Raw genomic sequence first — 21,546 nt, forward strand, 5'->3', positions numbered from 1 at the left:
CCCGCCAGTAGAACTCAATGCCGGCCCGGGCGTACTGCTCGGTCTTGACGATCCGATCGGTCGTCTCCGAGCCGGGCGAGACCACCTCCACCACGAGCAGCACGTGCTCGGGCCGCGTCGGCGTGACGTCGATGGTGTCCGCGCGGTAGACCGTGACGTCCGGCCGGCGGTTGTTCAGCGGCACGTCCTGGAGCCGCACGTCGAAGTCGGTGTCCGCGTTCCAGTCCGGCCCCGCCGCGTCGTCCAGGGCGTTCGCCAGCAGTCGGGCCAGGCGGTTGTGCCGCTTGGACGCGCTCGGACTCACGAGAACCATCCCATCCACGATCTCGATGCCCGCGCATTGCTCTTCCGTCCACGTCTCGTATTGCGCGGCCGTGACCTGCTCGTGCATCCAGGCCGGCGCCACCATCTCGGCAGTCATGCACACCTCCCGGACGTGATCTGTCACCACCCTCAACATACCGAAACGCTCTCCCTGGGCGGTGCGGCGCGCTCAGGCCGGGTCGTCGCCGGGCTCGGGGCGGGGGCGGGTCGTGCGGGCGGCGACCAGGGCGAGGACGGCCGCCACCAGCAGGGGGATGCCGATGGATGCCAGGCCGACAATGCCCATCAGGAGCAGGGCGCCGGCGGCGACCAGCAGCACCACGCGGCGGCCCGGGGCGGTGCGGATCACGCCGTACGCCGAGAGGGCCGCCGCGGCGATCAGGCCGGCGCAGGAGAGGGTCGTGACGGTGCCGGGGGAGGCCTCGCGCAGGAGGACGCGCGCCATGAGGGCGGCGACGATCGCGGCGGCCCCGGCCCGGACATCGATGATCGTCCACCAGCGCATGGCTCATCCTCGCATCCGGCGTACCCGCGATTGAAGGGCTTGTCTGGCGCGGATTCGGTGGCAGGATGACGTTGCGACGCCCGATACCGCATCCTGGAGGCCGGATGAGCGCCAAGATCGTGCTGCACAACGTCATCGGCGGGGAGGCGGTGGCGCCCGCGGACGGGCGCTACTCGGACCTGATCGATCCTTCCACCGGGGAGGTGTTCGCGAGCGCGCCGATCTCCGACAGCCAGGACGTGGACCGGGCGATGCGGTCGGCCGGCGACGCGTTCGAGAAGTGGCGGGACACGACGCCGTCCGAGCGGCAGCGGGCGCTGCTGAGGTTCGCGGACCTGGTGGAGGAGCACGCCGACGAGCTGGTCCGGCAGGAGTCGCAGAACACCGGCAAGCCGATCGGGCTCACCGCCAGCGAGGAGCTGCCGCCCGCGGTCGACCAGATCCGGTTCTTCGCCGGGGCGGCGCGGCTGCTGGAGGGCCGGTCGGCGGGGCAGTACCTGGCCGGCTACGAGAGCTACGTGCGGCGCGAGCCGATCGGGGTGTGCGCGCAGGTCACGCCCTGGAACTATCCGTTGATGATGGCCGTGTGGAAGCTCGCGCCGGCCGTGGCGGCGGGCAACACCGTGGTGCTCAAGCCGTCGGACACGACCCCGCTGACCACCGTACGGCTGGCCGAGCTCGCCGCCGAGGTGCTGCCCCCGGGCGTGGTCAACGTGGTCTGCGGCGACGTGCACACCGGCCGGGACCTCGTGGCGCACAAGCTGCCGCAGCTGGTGTCGATCACCGGCAGCGTGCGAGCGGGCCGGGAGGTGGCGGCGGCCGCCGCGAACGATCTCAAGCGCACCCACCTCGAGCTCGGCGGCAAGGCCCCGGTCGTGGTGTTCGACGATGCGGACGTGGCGGCCGCGGCGGCCGCGATCGCCGAGGCGGGCTACTTCAACGCGGGCCAGGACTGCACCGCCGCGACCCGGGTGCTGGCCGCGCCCGGGGTGCACGACGACTTCGTGGCGGCGCTGGCCGAGCAGGCCAAGGGCACCCGCACCGGCGCCCCCGACGACGAGGACGTGCTCTACGGCCCGCTCAACAACGCGCGCCAGCTCGACCGGGTCGCCGGCTTCCTGCACCGGCTGCCCGAGCACGCGACGGTCGAGGCCGGCGGGTCGCGGCAGGGCGACCGGGGCTACTTCTACGCGCCGACCGTCGTCTCCGGCCTGCGCCAGGCGGACGAGATCATCCAGGACGAGGTGTTCGGCCCGGTCATCACCGTGCAGCGGTTCACCGACGAGGACGAGGCCGTGCGCTGGGCCAACGGCGTCGAGTACGGCCTGGCGTCCAGCGTCTGGACCAATGACCACGGCCGGGCGATGCGGATGACGCAACGGCTGGACTTCGGGTGCGTGTGGGTCAACTGCCACATCCCGCTCGTCGCCGAGATGCCGCACGGCGGGTTCAAGCACTCGGGCCACGGCAAGGACCTCTCCGCGTACGGGCTGGAGGACTACACCCGCGTCAAGCACGTCATGCACCACGTGGGGCAGTGACGTGTCGCCCTCCTCGGACGAGGTCCACAAGCGCCGGCTCGCGGCGGTCGCGCGCGGCGTCAGCTCGGTGATCCCCGCGTACGTGCAGAGCGCCGCGGGCGGCACGATGCGCGACGTGGACGGGCGCGACTGGATCGACTTCGCGTCGGGCATCGCCGTCACCAATGTCGGCAACAGCGCGCCGCGGGTCGTCGAGGCGGTGCGCGAGCAGCTGGAGCGGTTCACGCACACCTGCTTCATGGTGGCGCCCTACGAGTCGTACGTGGCGGTCTGCGAGCAGTTGATCGCCCTCACGCCGGGCAGCTTCGAGAAGCGGGCGGCGCTGGTCAACTCCGGGGCCGAGGCGGTGGAGAACGCCATCAAGATCGCGCGGCACGCCACCGGGCGCCCGGCCGTCGTGGTGTTCGACCACGCCTACCACGGCCGGACCAACCTCACGATGGCGCTGACCGCGAAGGCGATGCCGTACAAGCACCGCTTCGGACCCTTCGCGCCCGAGGTCTACCGCGTGCCGATGTCGTACCCGCTGCGCGACGGCGGGCTCAGCGGGCCCGACGCGGCGATCCGGGCCATCGACACCATCGAGAAGCAGGTCGGCGGCGCGAACGTCGCGGCGGTGCTCATCGAGCCGATCCAGGGGGAGGGCGGCTTCGTCGTGCCGGCCCCCGGCTTCCTGAGCGCCCTCGCGGCGTGGGCCCGCGGCGCCGGCGCGGTGTTCGTGGCCGACGAGATCCAGACCGGCTTCTGCCGTACGGGCGACTGGTTCGCCGCCACGCACGAGGGAGTCGAACCGGACCTCGTCACCACGGCCAAGGGCATGGGCGGCGGCCTGCCCATCGCCGGGGTGGTGGGCCGCGCCGAGCTCATGGACGCCGTCCACGCCGGGGGCCTCGGCGGCACGTACGGCGGGAACCCGCTCGCCTGCGCCGCCGCCCTCGCCGCCGTCGAGACGATGCGGGAGCTGGATCTCGCGGCTGCCGCCCGTACCCTCGAAGGGCAGTTGCTCCCCGCCCTGAGCGACCTCGCCGCACGCGACCCGGGCATCGCCGAGGCCCGCGGCCGGGGTGCCATGCTCGCGCTGGAGTTCGTCCGCCCGGGCACCCTCGACCCGGACCCCGCCCGCACGGCCGCGGTAGCCCGCGCCTGCCACGACGCCGGCCTGCTGATCCTGACCTGCGGCACCTACGGCAACGTCCTGCGCCTGCTCCCGCCCCTGGTCATCGACGCCCCGGCCGTGGAGCGGGCGCTCGCCATCATCGGTACGGCCGTCGACCGCACGTGACCGCCGCCTCCTACGACGCGGTGGCCGCCGCCTACGCCGCCTCCCTGGGCGACGAGCTGCGGGCGAAGCCGCTCGACCGGGCCCTGCTCGCCGCGTTCGGAGAGCTCGCCGGACCCGGCCCGATCGCGGACCTGGGCAGCGGCCCCGCCCATCTCACCCGCCGGCTGGGCCGCCGGGCCGTCGCCCTCGACCTGTCCCCGGAGATGGCCCGCGTCGCGCGCTACCACCCCTTCGTCACGGGCTCGATGCTGAGCCTGCCGTTCCGCGACGGGGTGCTCGCCGGCGTCCTGGCCTGCTACTCGATCATCCACTTCGACCGCCCCGGCCGGCGCCGGGCCTTCGCCGAGATGGCCCGCGTCCTGCGCCCCGGCGGCGTGGCGCTGATCGCCTTCCACGTGGACGCCGCGGAGGCCGCCGCCGGCACGAGCCTCCACCTGACCGAGCACTTCGGCGCCGTCGTGGACCTGACCTTCCACTTCCTCGACCCCGCCTCGGTGACGGCCGACCTCGAAGCCGCCGGCCTCCCCGTCACCGCGACCACCGTCCGCGAGCCGATCCCCGGCGCCGAGTTCCCGAGCCGCCGCGCGTACCTCCTCGCCGCCGCCGGCGGGTGACCTCGCAGCCGCAGCCGGAAGGGATCATCCGTACGTCCCTCGTTCCGGTCTTTCGGCTTCGCGCCCTTCTTCTGCCCTCACCAGGCCGTTAATCTGGCCGCCCGGCAGCAGCCGGACAGGCTGTACCCCGCGGTGGGCGAGACCGGAGGAAGCCCTCCGAAGGAAGGGGCGCGGATGAGCGATCCGGGTACCCACGCCGCCCGATCCACCGCGCTCAGGGAGACGGCGAAGTGGATCGCCGTCGCCTTCACCGGCGCCGGTGCTGTGCTGTTCTCCGGGCTGTCGTTCACAAACACGTCGAGCACGGCAGTCCGCGAAGGATGGAAGCTTCCGCTATTGCTGGCCGCACTTCCCTTGCTCGCCGCCGCCTGGGCACTCCGGAGCGCCGCGCGTGTCGTGACTGTGCAGGGGCCGTCCGTCGAGCGGCTGCTGCCCTTCTTCGCCAAGTCGCTCGTCGCCGGCAGTCCCGAGCCGCTGCCGGAGAAGGACCGCCGCGATCTGGAACGGTTGCTGCCCGACATCGCCACCACGTACGGCGGCGGCGTCGTCCGCTTCGACGAGCGCCTCGTCGCTGCGCACCAGCAGCTCGCCGCAGCGGAGGAGAAATACTCCTCGGCGATGAGCGAGGCCCGGCGCGCCGACCGGGACTCGGCCGCCACGGAGTACGAGCGGCTCAAGGCCGGCATTCCGCAGGTGGTACAGGCCGCGGAGCTCCTGGCGGTGCAGCAGGCGTACCGGCGGTCCCGCTGGCATCTCGCGGGCGCCGGCCTGGTGGCCGTGGCGGCGGTGGCCGGATCCGGTGTGCTCGCGGCGAAGGCGCAGCCTGCCGGCAAGCAGGACGGCGTCGTCGCGGCGACCGTGCAGCAACCGGCCGCCGTCAAGGTGTTCTTGGCCGCAGGTGCGCAGCAACGCCTCGTGGGGCCGGGACGGTGTCCGGTCCGCACCGGTAGTGACGCGGTCGCCCTCGGGGGCACCTACACCCGTCCGCTCTTACTGATCCAACCGGCAGCCGACGCCGCGGCGTCCCTCGCCGGCCCGTGCCGGGTGCCGTGGATCTGGGAGACCGCAGCCGGCGACGTGACGATCGTTCCGGCGGCCGCCCGGCCCGTGCAGGGGGGATGAGACATGCCGGCACTACCGCTGTACGGGCTCGACCGGAACCCGTTCGCCCCGCAGATCCCGCTCGATCTGCTGGGCTCGCCGTCCGACGAGGGGCTGCTCGCGTGGATCGACGGCTGGAAGAGCCTGGAGGGCGTCCACACCTATATCACCGAACGGGCCGCGGCGAAGGAGCCGGCGCTGGTGCTCGTGTCGGGGGAAAGCCACACCGGACGCACCTCCGTGGCGAACTATCTCACGCATTTCTGGGCGAAGACCCGGGAGTGGGAGGCGGACCGGACGGTCGTGGCGACTGACGTCATCGGCCACAACTACGACGCGGCGGCGACGATGAGCAGATGGGCCGGCCGGCTGGTCCCACTGATCACGAGAGCCGCCGGGACGAATCCCCTGACCGGCGGCACGGTGGATCTGCTGCGTGCCCTGCGGCAGTCCGGCGGCAAGACAGGCGCCGACTTCCGGGAGGCGCTGGAGGCGACCGTCGTGGACCTGACCGACAAGAAGCGGTCGCTGGCGGGCATCCTCGAGGGCATCACCAGTCGCGAGCCCATCGACATGGTGCTGGAGTCGTGCTTCATGGTCGACACCATCTTCGTCATGGTGGTCGACAGGACCAGGGCCGCTGCCGAGATGCTGTCCGGCATCGATCCGGTTCTGCGGCTGAACCGAGCGGTGCGGGTCGACCTGGACAAGATCGACCACCGGGATGTGTGCGAGCTGGTCCGCAAGCGCTGGGACCGGTTCCATCCGCGGCTGGAGAGCCCCTTCGCGGCCGAGGATCTGGCGCGGGCTTTCCAGGACACGCCCCGGACCGTGACGCACGTCCTCAAGCTGGTGGCCGACATGGTGGATGCCAAGCATGCCAACTACCCCGAGGACGGCACCGGCTGGCCCGACAACGCGAGCCTGTCGATCACCGAGGCCTTCATGCGCAGGCGCATCGAGTCCGTCGAGTCGAACCTCCTCTGATGCGAGCCGCTGCCATGAATCCGTTTCCGAGGCAGGCCGCGGTCAACCTCGAGCTGCCCGCCGGCGAGGTGCCGGGTGCCCTTCCCACGGTCGAGCGGGACGCGATCGCGCGACTGTTGCGGCTGTGCCGCCGCTACCGCGACGAGACAGGCTTGTCACCCGGGTCGCGGCAGGGCCGGGCCGTGGCGGTGCACGGCGAGCACGGGTCCGGCAAGACATACGCGCTTCTTGTCGCCCTGGCTGAGGTCTTCCGTGCCGATGCCCCACGCCGGGCACCGTTCGCGCTTTACGGCCGCGCGGACGCTCCGGATCCCGTCCAGCTGTATCGCAAGCTGTTGCACCGCAGCACCCGGAGTGAGCTGCAGGACCTCGTGGCGCAGGCATTCGTCTCCTATGCGGCGGAATCCTTCGCCGACGAGCGCGGCCGGCCCATGAGCGCGGACGACTGGCACAAGCTGGACGCCACACCCGACGGTGTCCGGACGGCGATCCTGCGCGGCGAGCTCTCCTGGACGAGCGTGGTCTCCCACCAGGAGGAGGACCTGGCTCGGGTGGAGGGTAGCGGCACGAGCTTCGAGCGGGTCATCCGCGCGTTGTTCGACGCGGAGGCGGCGGACGACGCCCATCGGTGGCTGACCGGGGCGGAGCTGCCGGCGGCCGCACTCGGCCGGCTCGGCGCCGCCTCGAACATCAACGACCTTCAGCACGTCCGCCTCGCCCTGCACACGCTTGCGGCTCTCGCCCGCCGGGCCAGGCGCCCGTTCGTCCTCGCCATCGACCAGGCCGAGGTGTTCCTGCTGAACCCGGACGGCCGGCTGGAGCCCGCGCACGTCGGGCTCCTCCGTGAGCTGCTCGACAAGGTGACGGCGGAGTCCGGTCTGGTCATGGCGGCGATGAACGAGGTCGTGTGGCGCGTACTGCCCCGCGACGTCAAGCAGCGCTGCGGCCCGTCGGAGATCGCGATGACAGGACTCGATCCCGGTGAGGCACGCGAGCTGCTTCGCGTCTACCTCGGCCACACCGGGCCGGACGACGGCGCCGGTGCCCGGCCTTTCCTGCCGGATGCCGTACGGAGTCTGCTGGCCCGCTCGGGTGGCAACATCCGCCGGTTCCTCCAAGCCGCCCACGTGGCGTACGCGGCGGCACAGCAGCCAGGCCCCATCGCGGCAGCCGACGTCGAGAAGGCCCTGACAGCGGAGGCGACGGCTGTGGCGCCAGGCGAGTCTGCCGTCCGGGTCATGGTCCAGCGGGTCCTGACCGAGCTGCCGTACGTTGTCCGGCGTGACGACGGGAGCGGGGACTACGAGCTGGCCGACGCCGACGGCACTGTGCTGCGCGTGGGGGTGCACGGACCGATGTGGACCGGCGGCGAGGCGACGGCGCTGCTCGACAGCCTGTCCGCACGTCAGCCCGGCGAACCCTTGCAGGCGCCGCTCGTGCTGGCCATCGCAGGGTACGTCTCGCCGGACGCGGCCGGGCGCCTTTCCCGGGCCGCCGAGGTGCTGGTCGCCACCAGCGAGCTGTTCGAGGAGGACTTCCGTGACCTGGCTGTCCGCCTTGCCGGATCGCGTGCGGAGAAGGCGCCGGCCGGTCCGCTCAACGATCAGCTCGACCAGGTGCGCGACGAGATCAAGCTGCTGGTCGACGCGCGCGAGCGCGACAGCAGCGACCTCACCTTCCGGCTCCAGGCGTTGCTGGCGCAGCAGGAGGAGCACCGCCGCGAGGACCGGCTCCGGACAGCCCGGCAGGAGTGGGCCGAAGAGCGCCAGAGGGTCGCCGAGGCCGTGTCCGAGGCGCGCAAGTCCCGGGAGAAGACGGAGATGGACGAGGTGCGGGCTCTGCACCTCGAGGCCCGGCACCGGCGGGAGCGGCGGGCTCAGGCGGCGACCATCTCCGGCCTCCTGGGCGGTTTCGCGGTGTTCCTGACCCTGTCCTTGCAGAGCGGGATGTTCGAGAAGCTGTCCTCGGTCGTCGCTTTGATCAGCGTGGTGGCCGGTGGGCTGACCACGGTTCTCACGCAGCTTCGCTCCTTGCGGTACGACGAGCCGGTCACGGTACCCGACGACCTGGCCCGGCTGGCCAGACGCGCCGCCGAGCACTCGCGCCCGCTCACCGCCCGGCTGGCCGACGCCGACCCGTACCAGCGTTTCACGGCCGCTTTCGAAGCCGAGCGCGGTCGCCCTCATGCGTCCGCCGAGGCCTTGCTGGACGCCGCGGAGGCCGAGCCGGCCGGCCTGGTCAGGCGTCAGCTGGTGGCGGCCTGCCTCGCGCGCCGGCCGGAGGGGGCGGCCCAGGTGATGGCACGCGAGCTCGACGCCGCCGCGCGCTCGCTCGCCGTGCAGAAGCTGGCGGGCCATCCGGAGCTGGACGACGCGTCACCGTTCCGGCGGGCACCCCGCTCCCTCTCGGTACTGGCCGCCCTGCACGGGACGGATCTTCATCGGGACGGTGTCATCGGCCGCTTCCTCGTCCAGGCGGGGGAGGGTCCGCTCGTCCGGCCCGGCGACGACCCTCAGCTGATGCTCGCCGCGGCCTTCTTCGCCGACGACGAGCGGACCCTGCTCCGGGCGGTCGCGCGGTTGCCGGAGAAAGATCTGCGGCGCACCGCCGACTCTCTCTCACCCCACACCGGGGAGGGCCTGGGCTCCTGGTACTGGCTCGAGCGGGCGGAGCTCATCGGTGAGCTCTACGTTTTCCTGCGATGGGCACTGTTCCTGATCGGGCGTGGGCTGGATGCCGGTGACAGCTGATCCTCCTGCCGGTCGACGCCTGCTCATTGCTGCCAGGGCTTGAGCTTCTCCGGGTTGCGCACCGCCCACATGCGCCGGATCCGGCCGCCGTCCACCTCGAACGCCATGACCGTGATCACCACGCCGTCCCGCCGCGCCAGCAGCCCGGGCCGCCCGTTGACGGTGCTCTCCTCGAGCGTCATCTCCGGGACCTGGTCGAGGATGCCGGCGGCGTAGCGGGCGATCGCCGCGGCCCCCACGACCGGGCCGGACGCGGTCGGCACCAGCCCGCCCCCGTCGGCGCTCGCGACGGCCCCCGGATCGAGCAGGCCCACCAGTGCCTCGATGTCCTGCCGCTCCCACGCGCGCCGGAACTCCCGGACGACGAGAGCCTGCCGTGCCACCGGGGTGACGGGCCGCTCGGAGCGCAGCCGCCGGCGGGCCGAGGAGGCGAGCTGCCGGCACGCCCCCGCCGACCGCCCGACCACCGCCCCCACCTCCGCGAAGGAGTAGCGGAACACGTCGTGCAGCACGAACGCCACCCGCTCGGCGGGCGTCATCGCCTCCAGCACCACCAGGAACGCCATGCTGACCGACTCGTCGAGCGTCACCCGGTCCGCCGGGTCGCCGTCCGCGGGCACCGGCTCCGGCAGCCACTCGCCCACGTAGCGCTCCCGCCGCACGCGCGCGGAGCCGAGCACGTCCAGGCAGATCCGCCCGGCCACGGTCATCAGCCAGCCTCCGGGCGACGCGACGGCCGCCCGGCGCTCCGGCGGCATGGCGTACCACCGCGCGTACGTCTCCTGCACGACGTCCTCGGCCTCGGCCAGCGACCCGAGCAGCCGGTAGCCCAGGTCCAGCAGCTGCCGCCGCTCCCGCAGCACGGTCTCCTCCACGAGGGCACCCCCTTCCCCTGTACGACGACGCAGCGCACCGGAACGTCAGCCCTCACATCCTCCGGGGCTGCGTCGTCGGACCGGCATGACTGATCTCACCTCGCGCCTCCCCGATCCCGCCACCGTCCTCCCCGGCATCATGAGCCTCGCCGCCGCCATGGCCGACGTCACGGAGAACGGCACGATCCCGCCCGCCACCGTCCATCTCGTACAGTTGCGCGCCGGGCAGCTCGTCGGCAGCACGTATCACACCGTGCGCCAGACCGGCCTGCTCCGCGACCTGGGGGAGAAGGAGGATCGGATCACCGCCGTGTCCTCCTGGCGCGACGCCCCCTGGTTCACCGGCGCCGAGCGCGTCGCCCTCGAACTCGTCGAAGCGGTTCTCAGCCCGGACCCGGCCGTCTCCGACGACCTCTTCGCCGCCGCCCAGGAGCACTACGACGACCGGGCCCTGTGGACATTGACTCTGGTGATCGCGCAGATGTGCTACTTCGTACCGGTCGCGCTCATCGCCCGCCCCATCCCCGGCGAGCCGTTCGGCCGCAACTATCGGACGGCAGCCGGCGCGTAGGGCGTACGCGACCCTGGCTCTCGCGCTCCTTCTCGTCGCGGGTTCTGTCGGTGGGTGCCGCTAGGGTGCGGCCCGTGAAGCTGACCTTCGAGCAGGCCGCCGCCCTGCGCATGCACAGCCTGATGCTGACCCCCGGCAAGCCGGCCGGTGTCCCCGGCGTCGTCGAGTGGTTCGGCGCGGTCCAGGCGCACGACGTGGGTCAGGCGGCGTGGGCCCTCGGCATCCGGGTGCCCGGGTCCACGGAGGAGGGCGTGCAGGCGGAGCTGGAGCGGGGCGAGGTGGTGCGCACCTGGGCCTTCCGGGGGAGCAGCCAGGTCGTTCCCGCCGCGGACGCGCGCTGGATGCTGCGGCTGACCGGGGTGCGGGCGCTGACCGGCTCGCGCCGCCCGGAGAAGCTCGGCGTGGACCAGCCCGAGGGCCGCAGCGTGCTCGACGCGCTTCCGGCAATGCTGCGGGGCAGGCGCCTGACCGTGCCGGAGATCCAGGAGGAGCTGCCGGTCGCGCATCCCGGCCTCGCCGACCTGCTGTGGTACGCGGGCCTGCAAGGCGTCGTCTGCCTGGCTCCCCAGACGTCGGGCAAGCACCGGTACATGCTGCTCGACGAGCTGGCCACCACGCCGGTCCGCGACCCGGGGCGGGAGGAGGCGCTGGCGCTCGTGGCGGTCCGCTACTTCCGGTCGCACGGGCCGGCGTCCCGCGCCGACCTCGCGCGCTGGACGGGCCTGACCGTGGCGGACGCCAAGCAGGCGATCGCCGCGGCGGGCGATCAGCTCAGCACCGTGACGGTCGGCGACACCGAGATGTACGCCTGCCCCGACCTCCTCGCCCTCGATCCCGCCGTCGCGGCCGGCGCGTGGGCCGCCGTCCCCGGCCTCGACGAGTGCGTGACCGCGTTCCACGGCGCCCCGCTGCTCATCGACCCCACCTGGGCCGTGCTGTTCTCGGCCCCGACCAGCGGTGTCCGCCCCGGGCTGCTGGTGCACGGCGGGCGCGTCATGGGCACCTGGAAGCGGGTGCGCCGGGGCGCCACGATGACCTTCGACGTGCAACTGCTCGAGGAGCTGGGCCCGGCCGGGCAGGAGGGGGCCGAGGCCGCCCTCGCCCGCGTCGCCGCCTTCCACTCCGCGACGCCCCGCGTCCGCTGGTCCCGCATGCAGTTCTGGACCAAGGGACACTGACCTATGCCGCGTCGCGGGCGCGCTTGCGGCCCACGCCCACCAGGTTGTCCAGCGGCCGCTCCGCCTCGGTGTCCGGGCGCCAGCGGGTCACGTCCACCAGGCCCGGCTCGATCAGCTCGAGGCCGTCGAAGTAGGCGCGGATCTCGGCGGGACTGCGCATCGCGTACGGCGGGTGGGCCGTCTCGTTCCAGATCCGCATCACGTCGTTGAGCTCGGCGTTGGTGTCGGCGCCGTCCACCACGACCAGGTAGCTCCCCGGCGCCGTCGCGGCCATGAGGCGCTGGGCGGCCGCCCGGGCCTCGGCGGCGCCGGGCAGATGTGCGAGGACGCCGGAGAGGATCACCGCGACGGGCCGCGCCAGATCGAGTGTCCGGCCGGCCGCCTCGACGATCGTTGCGGTGTCGCGGACGTCGGCCAGCACGAACGGCACCTCGCCCAGCAGTGCCCGCGCCTGGTCCCGCACGTGCGGATCGATGTCCACGTAGACGACGCGGGACGCGGGCGCCAGCTCGTGCGTGTTGCCGGCGGTCGGCAGCCCGGAGCCGACGTCCAGGAACTGCCGGACGCCGGCCTCTCCCTCCAGGTGGCGCACGACTCGCCCGAGCACGGCACGGTCGGCGCGGGCGATGTCCACGATCACGGGGAACGCCTTGGCGATCTCGTCGCCCAGGGCCCGATCGGCGGGCAGATTGTCGGTGCCGCCGAGCCAGTAGTTCCAGACGCGCGCGGTGTGCGGAACGGTCATGTCTGAAGGGCGTACGCCCTCCCGGCCGGCAAGGGAAGACGCCGTGCGCGACCCGTCAAATTCCGCCCGCCGGAGAGCCTATGCGGCTCCCGGACCCTGCTCCAGCGCCGCCCGCATCGTCGCCACGCACTCGTTGCGGGCCCGGTCGACGCGTTCGCGGCCGTAGTGCTCCTCGAGGTTCATCTGCGCGTCGGTGGTGCGGACCGGCTTCTGCCAGGCGGCCTTCATCTGGGCGCCGACCTCGGCCTTGGCCTCGTTCGCCAGCTGCCGGTACGCGGCGGCGACCGCGGGCGCCTCGATGTCGAGCAGCGCCTGGTGGAAGGCGAGCCGCGAATAGATGCGGCTGACCTCCTCGGTGAGCTGCTGGCGGCCCTCCAGCGTGCCCGGCCGCCGCCGGATCCGGTACGGCATCTCCGCGTAGTCCTCGATGACGCTCAGCGCCTCGCCGAACGCGAGGGCCCGGCGCTCCCGGCGGGCGGCGCGCCTGTTCAACGCGTACGTGAGCAGGGCGACGAGCGCGGCGCCGAAGATCGCGATGACCGGTGCGAGCACCGCCGTCGTCTGCGCGGCCGTCCAGTTCATGTGCGGTTACCGCCCGGGACGTCAGACCTCGTGAAGGACGTCGATGATTCTGGCAGCCGTCGCGGGTGTCCACTGATCCGGCCCCGGCCCGAAGATGCGGTTGATGCCGTTCTGGCAGAGCAGCCCCGCGAAGGCCGGCGGATCCTCGCGGTGGCACCATTGCAGCCACGCCAGCGGCGACCCGGTCCGGTAGACGTGATCGGGCACAGTGAACAGCAGGCATTCGAGCAAGTAGGACGGTGCGTCGACCAGCCCGGCCGCCGTCCGCGCTCGCTTGGCCGCCCGGACGGCCTGCTTGAAGCGCCCGCCCGTACGCGCGTCCTTGGCATTGCCCCGGACCCGGTGCTGCTTCGGGAAGTTGACGATCGGCCGCCCCTCGAGGTCCCGGAAGAAGACGCCACCCGGCCCGTGCTCGACCGCCACCAGGACGTCGACCATCTCCCCGAAGAGCGACCCCGGATCGTCGACGTTGAGGCACCGCCGCCCCATCCGCACGACGTGCGACTCGCCGAGGGTGGCGAGCACGTCGTCCCGGAACTCCTCCCACCCGTAACCGTCGCCGACCCCGGCCGCGGTCAGCATGAGCACGAGATCGATGTCACTGCCCTGCTCGACGGCTGTCCCGTTCACCCGCGACCCCTGGGCGAAAATCTCGATCGGCAGCTCCGCCAGCCGCCCGAGCGACCTCCGCAGCTCGCCCTCGGCCCACGCCACGAGGAAGGCGTCGTCCCCGCCGGCCACCTCCGGCAGCCGGAGCATCGCGGCAGTCATGCTCCCATTATGCGCCGCCCCGAGCCCCCGGCCAGGCCGGCCGAGGGCGCGGCCGGAGCCCGTCATCGCCGGAACCGCTCCTCGATGTCGTCGGCCTGGTCCTCGTCTCGCGCGGCAGCGAGGGCCGCCTTGAGGTCGGGGTCAAGCTCCAGGTCCCGTCCCCATTCCCGCTTGGTCTCCTGGATCTCCAGCTCTCTCCGGACGGCGGCCTTGACGAACTGGGAGACGCTGACGTCGAGTTCGAGGGCTTCCTCCTTGAGCGCGGCCACCAGTCCTTCGGGCAACGTGACCGTGATCCTCTTGTTCCCCACACCGGCACCGTGCTGCGGTGTGTCCTCTTCCGGCTCGGTGTCGATCCGAGCATCGGTGATGCTCACGCGGCATCACCGCCGGCACACGGGATTTGTCCCGAGATGCGTGTGCTTCTCATGGCCCAGGACCTTACTGACGACTCTAGGCGTGGCGCAACTGTGCATGAGACTTGGTGATGGTACGTGGCCGCGGGCTGGTGCCTGGGTCATGGAGCGAGGAGACTGCCGGGTGGCGAAGGCAGCAATACTGCGGAAACCCTTGTCAAAGTCGGTCCGAGCTGCGATAAACGTAGGGAAGATCGCCGATGCCCCCTGATTCCGTAGATCCCCTAGACTCTCTCCGTGACCGACCAGGCCCTGGACCACATCAACAAGCAGATCATCGAGCACCTCCAGCGGGACGGGCGCATGTCGTACGCGACGCTCGCCAAGGAGATCGGGCTGTCCGAGGCCGCGGTGCGGCAGCGGGTGCAGCGGCTCCTCGACAACGGGCTGATGCAGATCGTGGCCGTGACCGACCCGCTGACGCTGGGCTTCGCCCGGCAGGCGATGGTCGGCGTCAAGGTGCTCGGTGACATGCGCCGCGTCGCCGACGAGATCGCCGCCATCCCCGAGGTCGACTACGTGGTGATCTGCGCCGGCGGCTACGACATGCTCGTCGAGCTGGTGTGCACCGACGACGAGCATCTGCTGGAGCTGCTCAACGACAAGATCCGGGCGGTCGAGGGGGTGTCCGCCACCGAGACGTTCATGTATCTGAAGCTTGCCAAACAGACCTACGCATGGGGTACGAGATGAGCCAGGATCTGTCCGCCGCTGCCCGCGACCATCTGTGGATGCACTTCACCCGCCTGTCTTCGTATGACAAGGAGCCGGTCCCGGTTATCGTGCGCGGCGCCGGTGCGTACCTCTATGACCAGGCCGGGAAGCGCTACCTGGACGGGCTGTCGGGGTTGTTCGTGGTGCAGGCCGGGCACGGCCGCACCGAGCTGGCGGAGGCCGCGGCGAAGCAGGCCGCCGAGCTCGCCTACTTCCCGATCTGGTCCTACGCGCACCCGAGCGCCGTGGAGCTGGCCGAGCGTCTGGCGAGCCTGACGCCCGGGGACCTGAACCGCGTGTTCTTCACCACGGGCGGCTCGGAGGCCGTCGAGAGCGCGTGGAAGCTGGCGCGCAACTACTTCAAGCTCACCGGCAAGCCGATGAAGACCAAGGCGATCTCGCGCGCGGTGGCCTATCACGGCACCACGATGGGCGCGCTGTCGATCACCGGGCTGCCGCTGCTCAAGCAGCAGTACGAACCGCTGGTCCCGAGCACGAGCCGGGTGCCGAACACCAACTTCTACCGGCGCCCCGACAAGTCGCTCAGCTCCGAGGAGTTCGGGATCTGGGCCGCGGACCGCATCGCCGAGGCGATCGAGTTCGAGGGCCCCGACACGGTCGCCTGCGTCTATCTCGAACCGGTGCAGAACGCGGGCGGCTGCTTCCCGCCGCCGCCCGGCTACTTCCAGCGGGTGCGCGAGATCTGCGACCGCTACGACGTGCTGCTCGTCTCCGACGAGGTGATCTGCGCCTTCGGCCGGCTGGGGGAGTACTTCGGGGCCCAGCGCTACGGTTACACGCCTGACATCATCACCTGCGCCAAGGGCATGACCTCGGGGTACGTACCCCTGGGCGCCATGATCGCGTCGGAGCGCCTGGTCGAGCCGTTCCTGACGGGCACGGCGTCGTTCGCGCACGGCATCACCTTCGGCGGGCATCCGGTCGCGTCGGCCGTCGCGCTGACCAACCTGGACATCTTCGAGCGCGAGGACCTCAACGGCCACGTACGCGAGAACTCCGCGCTGTTCCGGTCCTATCTGGACCGCCTCACCGACCTGCCGATCGTCGGCGACGTGCGGGGCGACGGGTTCTTCTTCGGGATCGAGCTGGTCAAGGACAAGGCGACCCGGGAGACCTTCGACGACGCCGAGTCCGACCGGCTGCTGCGCGGCTTCCTGTCCAAGGCGCTGTTCGACGCCGGGCTCTACTGCCGTGCCGACGACCGTGGCGACCCCGTGGTGCAGCTCGCGCCGCCGCTGGTCTGCGACGAGTCGCACTTCGCCGAGATCGAGCAGATCCTGCGCACGGTGCTGAGCGAGGCATGGACCCGGATCTGACCTCCTGGTGGCTGCGCACGCTCGAGCCGTTCGAGTGGCGTGCGCCGCTTCCGGGCGACACCAGCGCCGACGTCGTCATCGTCGGCGGCGGCTACACCGGGCTGTGGACCGCCTATTACCTGGCCGGCCTGGCGCCCCGGAAGCGGATCGTCGTTCTCGAGGCGGAGTATGCGGGCTTCGGCGCGTCCGGGCGCAACGGGGGCTGGTGCAGCGGGCTGTTCCCCGTACCGGAGGGGAAGCTGGCGCGGCGCTACGGCCCGGACCGGGCGTCGGCCCTGACCAAGCACCTGGCGGACGCGGTCGACGAGGTCGGCCGGGTCGCCGCCGCCGAGGGGATCGACTGTCACTACGCCAAGGGCGGCACGATCACGCTTGCCCGCACCCCCGCGCAGCTGCGCCGGGTCCGCGACTCGCCGGACTTCCTCGACGCCGGGCGGGCGGCCGCGATCTGCGGGGCGACCGACGTGCTCGGCGGCACCTACAGCCCGGACTGCGCGGCCCTGCACCCCGCCCGCCTGGTCCGCGGCCTGGCCGACGCCGCCGAGCGCCGCGGCGTCACGATCCATGAGGGCACGCGCGCGCTGTCGGTGAGGCGCGGCGAGGTGACGACCGATCGCGGGACCGTCCGGGCCCCGACCGTCGTGCGGGCGCTCGAGGGCTACACCGCCGGGCTGCCCGGGCACCGCCGCGCGCTCGCCCCGGTCTACTCGCTGATGATCGTGACGGCGCCCCTCGACCCCGCGACCTGGGCGCGGATCGGCCTGGCGCGGCGCGAGACCTTCAGTGACGAGCGACACCTCATCGTGTACGGGCAACGCACCGCCGACGACCGGCTGGCGTTCGGCGGCCGCGGGGCGCCCTATCACTTCGGCTCGCGCGTCCGGCCCTCGTACGACCGGGAGCCGCACGTCTTCGCCGCCCTCCGCCGCACCCTGACCGAGCTGTTCGGCATCGACCCGCCCATCGAGGACAGCTGGGGCGGCCCGCTCGGCATCCCGCGCGACTGGATGCCGTCGGTGGGCGTGCACGACGGGCTCGCCTGGGCGGGCGGCTACGTCGGTGACGGCGTGGCGGCGGCCAACCTCGCCGGGCGTACGCTGGCCGACCTGATCGCCGGTGACCTGAGCGACCGGACGACGCTGCCGTGGGTCGGGCACCGCTCCCGGCGCTGGGAGCCCGAGCCGGTGCGCTGGCTCGGCATCAACGCCGCCCTGCGCGCGACCGCCCTGCGCGACGTGTGGGAGCGCCGCGGCCGATAGCATGCGCGCGTGCTCCTGCGCCGCGTGCTCGCCGCCGCCGCCGTGCTCGTGATCGGTGTCACCGGCCTGGTCGCGGCCGCTCCGGCGGTCGCCGCCACCGCGTGCCCCGGCTGCTCCGGCCTGCGGGACCTGGGCGACGGCATCTGGGCCGAGCGCGACGATCCCCGCTACGAGATCGCCGTCCGCGGGGCCCGCGGCCGGGTCGAGTTCTTCTGGGGCGAGCGCATCACCGACCCGCGGATCGTGTTCTGCGCGTCGGAGTCCTGCTACCGGCGCCTGAGCGGCGGCCTCCAGCGGCGGAACTGGACGGTGGTGCTCCCGCCGGACGGCGTCACGGAGGCGGCGGTGGGGCGCGAGCTGACCCTGGCCGAGTTCCATCAGCGCGTCGGGCCCGTGGTCCGCGAGGTGCCGCCGTGGTTCGACGCGGGCCTGGCCGCCCTGGTCGCCGGCGACGACCGGTACGTGACGCCGCCGGCCCGGCGCATCGACCGCTGCCGCATCCCGTACGAGCAGGCGCTCCCCGTGCTCACCGCCGACTGGGCGCAGGCGACGAGCGGCGGGAAGGACTGGCCGGTCACGCAGGCGGCCTGCCTGGTGAGCCGCTGGGCGCACCGGCACAACGGGGGCATAGGCGTCAACAACCTGGTCACCCGGCTGGAGAGCGGCGACGAGTTCGACGCCGTGGTCCGTCCCGACCCGCCGCTCGCGTGACGACCGCGGCTCGTCCCGGGCCGCCGCTCGTGTGACGACCGTGGCTCGTCCCGGGCCGCCGCTCGTGTGACGACCGTGGCTCGTCCCGGGCCGCCGCTCGTGTGACGACCGTGGCTCGTCCCGGGCCGCCGCTTGCCCGACGACCGTGGTCCGCTCCGGGCCGGCGCTTCTTTGACGCCGGGGTCAAGTTGTAAGGACTGTCACGCCTCGGTCCGGCGCCGGAAGGAGGACGATGGGGGGATGGCGATCCCACTCTCGCTCCTCGACCTCGCACCCATCGCGCCCGGGCAGAGCGCCCGCGACAGCCTCGCGGCCAGCGTCGACCTGGCCCGCGCCGCGGAGGCGGCCGGCTACCGCCGCGTGTGGTATGCGGAGCATCACAGCATGCCCTCCATCGCCTCCTCGGCCACCAGCGTGGTGATCGGCCACGTCGCCGCGCACACCGAGACGATCCGGCTCGGCGCCGGCGGCATCATGCTGCCCAACCACTCCCCGCTGGTCATCGCCGAGCAGTTCGGCACGCTCGCCACGCTCTATCCCGACCGCATCGACCTGGGCCTCGGCCGCGCGCCGGGCAGCGACCAGGCCACCATGTACGCGCTGCGCCGCAACCCGGCCTCCGCCGAGTCCTTCCCGCAGGACGTCCAGGAGCTGCAGGGCTTCCTCGCCGGCAAGTCCCTGGTTCCCGGCGTGCAGTCGGTGCCCCGCCCCGACGCCCCAGTGCCGCTCTACATCCTGGGCTCGTCGCTGTTCGGCGCGCAGCTGGCGGCCAAGCTGGGCCTGCCCTACGCGTTCGCCTCGCACTTCGCCCCCGACGCCCTGCACCAGGCGATCGCCGTCTACCGCGACACGTTCGAGCCGTCCGCCCAGCTCGCCGAGCCCTACGCCATCGCCGGCGTCAACGTGATCGCCGCCGACGACCACGACACCGCGGTCGACCAGATGACGAAGAGCTACCGCGCCCGCACCCGCGCCTTCATCACCCGCGGCCCGGTCGCCCGCAACTTCACCGACGCCGAGATCGACGAGTTCCTGGCGTCCCCCTCCGGCCGCCAGCTCTCCCAGATGACCCGCTTCACGGCGGTCGGCACCGCGGCCGAGGTCCAGGACTACCTGGAGACCTTCGCCAAGGAGGCCGGCGCCGACGAGCTCATCACCGCCCACCACGCCCTCGACACCGCCGACCGGATCCGCTCGCTGCAGCTGACCGCCGGCCTCTGACGGACAGCCCGGCCCGGCTCTGACGGGCCGCCGCCGCGCGCCTGCACGCCGCGCGCCTGCACGCCGCGCGCCTGCACGCCGCGCGCCTGCACCCGGCGCCCGTCTCCGGTGGCCCATCAATCCCGCGTGGGCGTCGTCTCGGCGGCGCCCGCTCGGTGCCGTCCGCGGGCGGCCTGATCATGTGCCGCACGCTGCCCGTCCCGGCCCTTACCCCGGCGCTCTTCGCCGGCATCCAGCGCGGCCGGCTTCGTCGTCGTCCAGCGCGGCCGGCTCCGCCGTCATCCAGCGCGGCCCGGCCGGCGTCGATCCGCGCGCACCTCGTGCCGCCCATGCGGACACCGGTCGCCGCGCGCCCGCCGCGTGACAGATCGAGGACTCGGCACGGCGAGCAGCCCCCGCGGGCCTATGGTGGCCGGGAGAACGGGGAGGTTCGATGTCTCTGCGCAGAGCACTTACCCTGGCCGCCGTCCTGCTGCTGATCCCCGCGGTTCCGGCATCGGCCGGCCCCCGGGGCGGCGACCGGCCGAGGGGCGGCGACTGGCCGACCTGGCAGGGTGACGTCCGCGGCTCCCGGCACAACGGCGCCGAGCGGCAGATCACGCCGGCCACCGCCGGGCGGCTGGAGCTCAAGTGGGCCTACGCGTTCCCGAAGACCGGCGCCCCGGTCAAGAGCCAGCCCGCCGTCGTCGGCGACACCGTCTACGTCGGGGACAACAGCCTCTTCTTCTACGCGCTCGACGCCCGTACCGGCGCCCGGAAGTGGTTCTTCGACACGCTGACGGTCAATCCGGCCCTCGGCGCGGGCATGGTCATGGACGGCCCGGCAGTGGCGCGCGGGAAGGTCTACTTCGGCGACAGCCGCGGCTACGTCTACGCGCTGGATCAGGAGACCGGCCGGCTCCGGTGGGCGCGCGACACCGACGATCATCCCGCCGCACTGCACACGAGTTCACCGCTGTACCACGACGGCCTGGTCTACATCGGCTCGTCCAGCGGGGAGAACACGGCCGGCGCCGATTATCCGTGCTGCACGTTCCGCGGGCACATCGACGCCCTGGACGCGGAGACCGGTGCGCTGGTCTGGCGGTACTGGACCGTCCCCGAGCCGGTGCGGGCCGGCACCTGGCCCAGCGGGGCGGCCCGGTACGAGCCCTCGGGCGCGGGCGTGTGGAGCTCGCCGGTCGTCGACCCGGTGACGGACACGCTCTATGTCGGCACGGGGCAGAACTACACGGGCAGTGCCGGCGACTTCGACTCGCTGCTCGCGCTCGACGCGCGTACCGGGGCGGTTCGCTGGAAGAACCAGGTCACCGATGCCGACACGTGGCGCAGTCTGTGCAACGAGCCGGACGCCGAGGGCTACTGCCCGGGGCTCCACGACGGCACCGCCCTCGACTACGACATCGGCGCCACGCCGAACATCTTCCGCGCCGGTGGCCGCACCCTGGTCGGCGTCGGGCAGAAGAGCGGCGTCTACCACACGTTCGACGCGGCGACCGGCGCTGTCGTGTGGCGCCGCCAGCTCGGCGTGCCCCTGCCCAGCGGCGGCATCTCCGGCATCCAGTGGGGCAGCAGCTACGACGGCCGCCGCCTCTTCATCGCCACGTACTTCGCCGATCCCGGCACCCTCTTCGCCGTCGACCCCGCCACGGGCCGCGTCCGCTGGCAGACCCCGAACCCGGCCGACGGCTGCACCACGGGCGGCGCGGCCGCGTACCCCGGCATCTGCGCTCTTGCCCACACCCCGGCCGTGACCACGACTCCCGGCCTGGTCTACGAGGGCAGCACCGACGGCAAGATGCGGATCTACTCGGCGCGCACCGGCGCGGTCCTCTGGGAGTACGACACCGTCCGCGAGTTCGCCGCCGTCAACGGCGGCACCGGCTTCGGCAGCTCCATCTCCGGCAACGGTGGCGCCGTCGTCGCGAACGGCATGCTCTACGTCCAGGCCGGCTACGTCCCCTTCTATCCGAGCGAGCACGGCCCGGTCCTGCTCGCGTTCGGCCTGCCGGACCGGCCGTCCGCATAGGGTCCCGGTTCGGAATTCGGCAAGCCGCACATC

21 protein-coding genes are annotated in these 21,546 nt (G+C 72.6%); 14 read left to right on the forward strand and 7 right to left on the reverse strand.

Features of this window, described 5'->3' with window-relative positions; genetic code table 11:
• Positions 1–421: Uma2 family endonuclease (locus RBH18_RS27645; protein ID WP_306212886.1), on the reverse strand; the 421-nt coding region annotated here is incomplete at its 3' end.
• A 72-nt stretch (positions 422–493) separates the two neighbouring features.
• Entirely contained in the window at positions 494–829 is a 336-nt protein-coding gene (locus RBH18_RS27650) for a hypothetical protein (protein ID WP_306212888.1), read from the reverse strand.
• A 104-nt stretch (positions 830–933) separates the two neighbouring features.
• Between RBH18_RS27650 and RBH18_RS27655 the strand changes: the two genes are divergently transcribed.
• The 6 genes from RBH18_RS27655 to RBH18_RS27680 all read left to right on the forward strand — a co-directional run bounded on the left by RBH18_RS27655 (position 934) and on the right by RBH18_RS27680 (position 9,104).
• Positions 934–2,370 carry a gamma-aminobutyraldehyde dehydrogenase gene (locus tag RBH18_RS27655; RefSeq protein ID WP_306212890.1) on the forward strand — a complete coding sequence of 479 codons (1,437 nt, stop codon included), beginning with the start codon at positions 934–936 and terminating at the stop codon, positions 2,368–2,370.
• A gap of 1 nt (position 2,371) precedes the next feature.
• A complete protein-coding gene (gene gabT / locus RBH18_RS27660) occupies positions 2,372–3,652 on the forward strand; it encodes a 4-aminobutyrate--2-oxoglutarate transaminase (protein ID WP_306212892.1) in 1,281 nt (426 codons plus the stop codon).
• A complete protein-coding gene (locus RBH18_RS27665) occupies positions 3,649–4,266 on the forward strand; it encodes a class I SAM-dependent methyltransferase (protein WP_306212894.1) in 618 nt (205 codons plus the stop codon). Before gabT ends, RBH18_RS27665 begins: the two co-directional genes overlap by 4 nt.
• A gap of 174 nt (positions 4,267–4,440) precedes the next feature.
• The gene (locus tag RBH18_RS27670; protein WP_306212896.1) at positions 4,441–5,388 is read left to right on the forward strand and encodes a hypothetical protein; all 948 of its coding nucleotides are present in this window, start codon (positions 4,441–4,443) and stop codon (positions 5,386–5,388) included.
• 3 nt (positions 5,389–5,391) lie between these two features.
• A complete protein-coding gene (locus tag RBH18_RS27675) occupies positions 5,392–6,354 on the forward strand; it encodes a P-loop NTPase family protein (protein ID WP_306212898.1) in 963 nt (320 codons plus the stop codon).
• A 14-nt stretch (positions 6,355–6,368) separates the two neighbouring features.
• Positions 6,369–9,104: a hypothetical protein gene (locus RBH18_RS27680; RefSeq protein WP_306212900.1), complete on the forward strand. Its 2,736-nt coding sequence runs from the start codon at positions 6,369–6,371 to the stop codon at positions 9,102–9,104.
• A gap of 23 nt (positions 9,105–9,127) precedes the next feature.
• Here RBH18_RS27680 and sigJ read toward each other — a convergent pair whose 3' ends face one another.
• Positions 9,128–9,979: an RNA polymerase sigma factor SigJ gene (sigJ, locus tag RBH18_RS27685; protein WP_306212902.1), complete on the reverse strand. Its 852-nt coding sequence runs from the start codon at positions 9,977–9,979 to the stop codon at positions 9,128–9,130.
• Positions 9,980–10,064: 85 nt separating this feature from the next.
• Here sigJ and RBH18_RS27690 point away from each other — a divergent pair, with 85 nt between their 5' ends.
• Together RBH18_RS27690 and RBH18_RS27695 are read left to right on the forward strand one after the other, a co-directional pair.
• Positions 10,065–10,550 (forward strand): carboxymuconolactone decarboxylase family protein, encoded by a 486-nt coding sequence (locus tag RBH18_RS27690; protein WP_306212904.1) that lies wholly within the window; start codon positions 10,065–10,067, stop codon positions 10,548–10,550.
• Positions 10,551–10,624: 74 nt separating this feature from the next.
• Positions 10,625–11,728 (forward strand): winged helix DNA-binding domain-containing protein, encoded by a 1,104-nt coding sequence (locus tag RBH18_RS27695; protein WP_306212906.1) that lies wholly within the window; start codon positions 10,625–10,627, stop codon positions 11,726–11,728.
• A 1-nt stretch (position 11,729) separates the two neighbouring features.
• Here the strand turns inward: RBH18_RS27695 and RBH18_RS27700 are convergent, their stop codons facing one another.
• The 4 genes from RBH18_RS27700 to RBH18_RS27715 all read right to left on the reverse strand — a co-directional run bounded on the left by RBH18_RS27700 (position 11,730) and on the right by RBH18_RS27715 (position 14,203).
• A complete protein-coding gene (locus tag RBH18_RS27700; RefSeq protein WP_306212908.1) occupies positions 11,730–12,473 on the reverse strand; it encodes an SAM-dependent methyltransferase in 744 nt (247 codons plus the stop codon).
• Between the two features lie 78 nt (positions 12,474–12,551).
• On the reverse strand, positions 12,552–13,055 hold the full coding sequence (locus RBH18_RS27705) for a hypothetical protein (RefSeq protein ID WP_306212910.1): 504 nt from the start codon (positions 13,053–13,055) through the stop codon (positions 12,552–12,554).
• 21 nt (positions 13,056–13,076) lie between these two features.
• The gene (locus RBH18_RS27710; protein ID WP_306212912.1) at positions 13,077–13,826 is read right to left on the reverse strand and encodes a nucleotidyltransferase domain-containing protein; all 750 of its coding nucleotides are present in this window, start codon (positions 13,824–13,826) and stop codon (positions 13,077–13,079) included.
• Positions 13,827–13,888: 62 nt separating this feature from the next.
• A complete protein-coding gene (locus tag RBH18_RS27715; RefSeq protein WP_306212914.1) occupies positions 13,889–14,203 on the reverse strand; it encodes a YlcI/YnfO family protein in 315 nt (104 codons plus the stop codon).
• 276 nt (positions 14,204–14,479) lie between these two features.
• Here RBH18_RS27715 and RBH18_RS27720 point away from each other — a divergent pair, with 276 nt between their 5' ends.
• The 6 genes from RBH18_RS27720 (at position 14,480) to RBH18_RS27745 (ending at position 21,513) form a co-directional block, all read left to right on the forward strand.
• A complete protein-coding gene (locus RBH18_RS27720) occupies positions 14,480–14,935 on the forward strand; it encodes an Lrp/AsnC family transcriptional regulator (protein ID WP_306212916.1) in 456 nt (151 codons plus the stop codon).
• On the forward strand, positions 14,920–16,293 hold the full coding sequence (locus RBH18_RS27725; protein WP_306212918.1) for an aspartate aminotransferase family protein: 1,374 nt from the start codon (positions 14,920–14,922) through the stop codon (positions 16,291–16,293). Before RBH18_RS27720 ends, RBH18_RS27725 begins: the two co-directional genes overlap by 16 nt.
• Positions 16,278–17,552 (forward strand): NAD(P)/FAD-dependent oxidoreductase, encoded by a 1,275-nt coding sequence (locus tag RBH18_RS27730; RefSeq protein ID WP_306212920.1) that lies wholly within the window; start codon positions 16,278–16,280, stop codon positions 17,550–17,552. Before RBH18_RS27725 ends, RBH18_RS27730 begins: the two co-directional genes overlap by 16 nt.
• A 9-nt stretch (positions 17,553–17,561) precedes the next feature.
• Positions 17,562–18,263: a hypothetical protein gene (locus RBH18_RS27735; protein ID WP_306212922.1), complete on the forward strand. Its 702-nt coding sequence runs from the start codon at positions 17,562–17,564 to the stop codon at positions 18,261–18,263.
• A gap of 240 nt (positions 18,264–18,503) precedes the next feature.
• Complete coding sequence (locus RBH18_RS27740) at positions 18,504–19,484, forward strand: LLM class flavin-dependent oxidoreductase (protein ID WP_306212924.1); 981 nt, start codon at positions 18,504–18,506, stop codon at positions 19,482–19,484.
• Positions 19,485–19,917: 433 nt separating this feature from the next.
• Positions 19,918–21,513, forward strand: coding sequence for an outer membrane protein assembly factor BamB family protein (locus RBH18_RS27745; protein ID WP_306212926.1), 1,596 nt, complete (start codon positions 19,918–19,920; stop codon positions 21,511–21,513).
• Positions 21,514–21,546: the final 33 nt, after the last annotated feature.

Source organism: Actinoplanes oryzae (assembly GCF_030757795.1).
GTDB lineage: Bacteria > Actinomycetota > Actinomycetes > Mycobacteriales > Micromonosporaceae > Actinoplanes.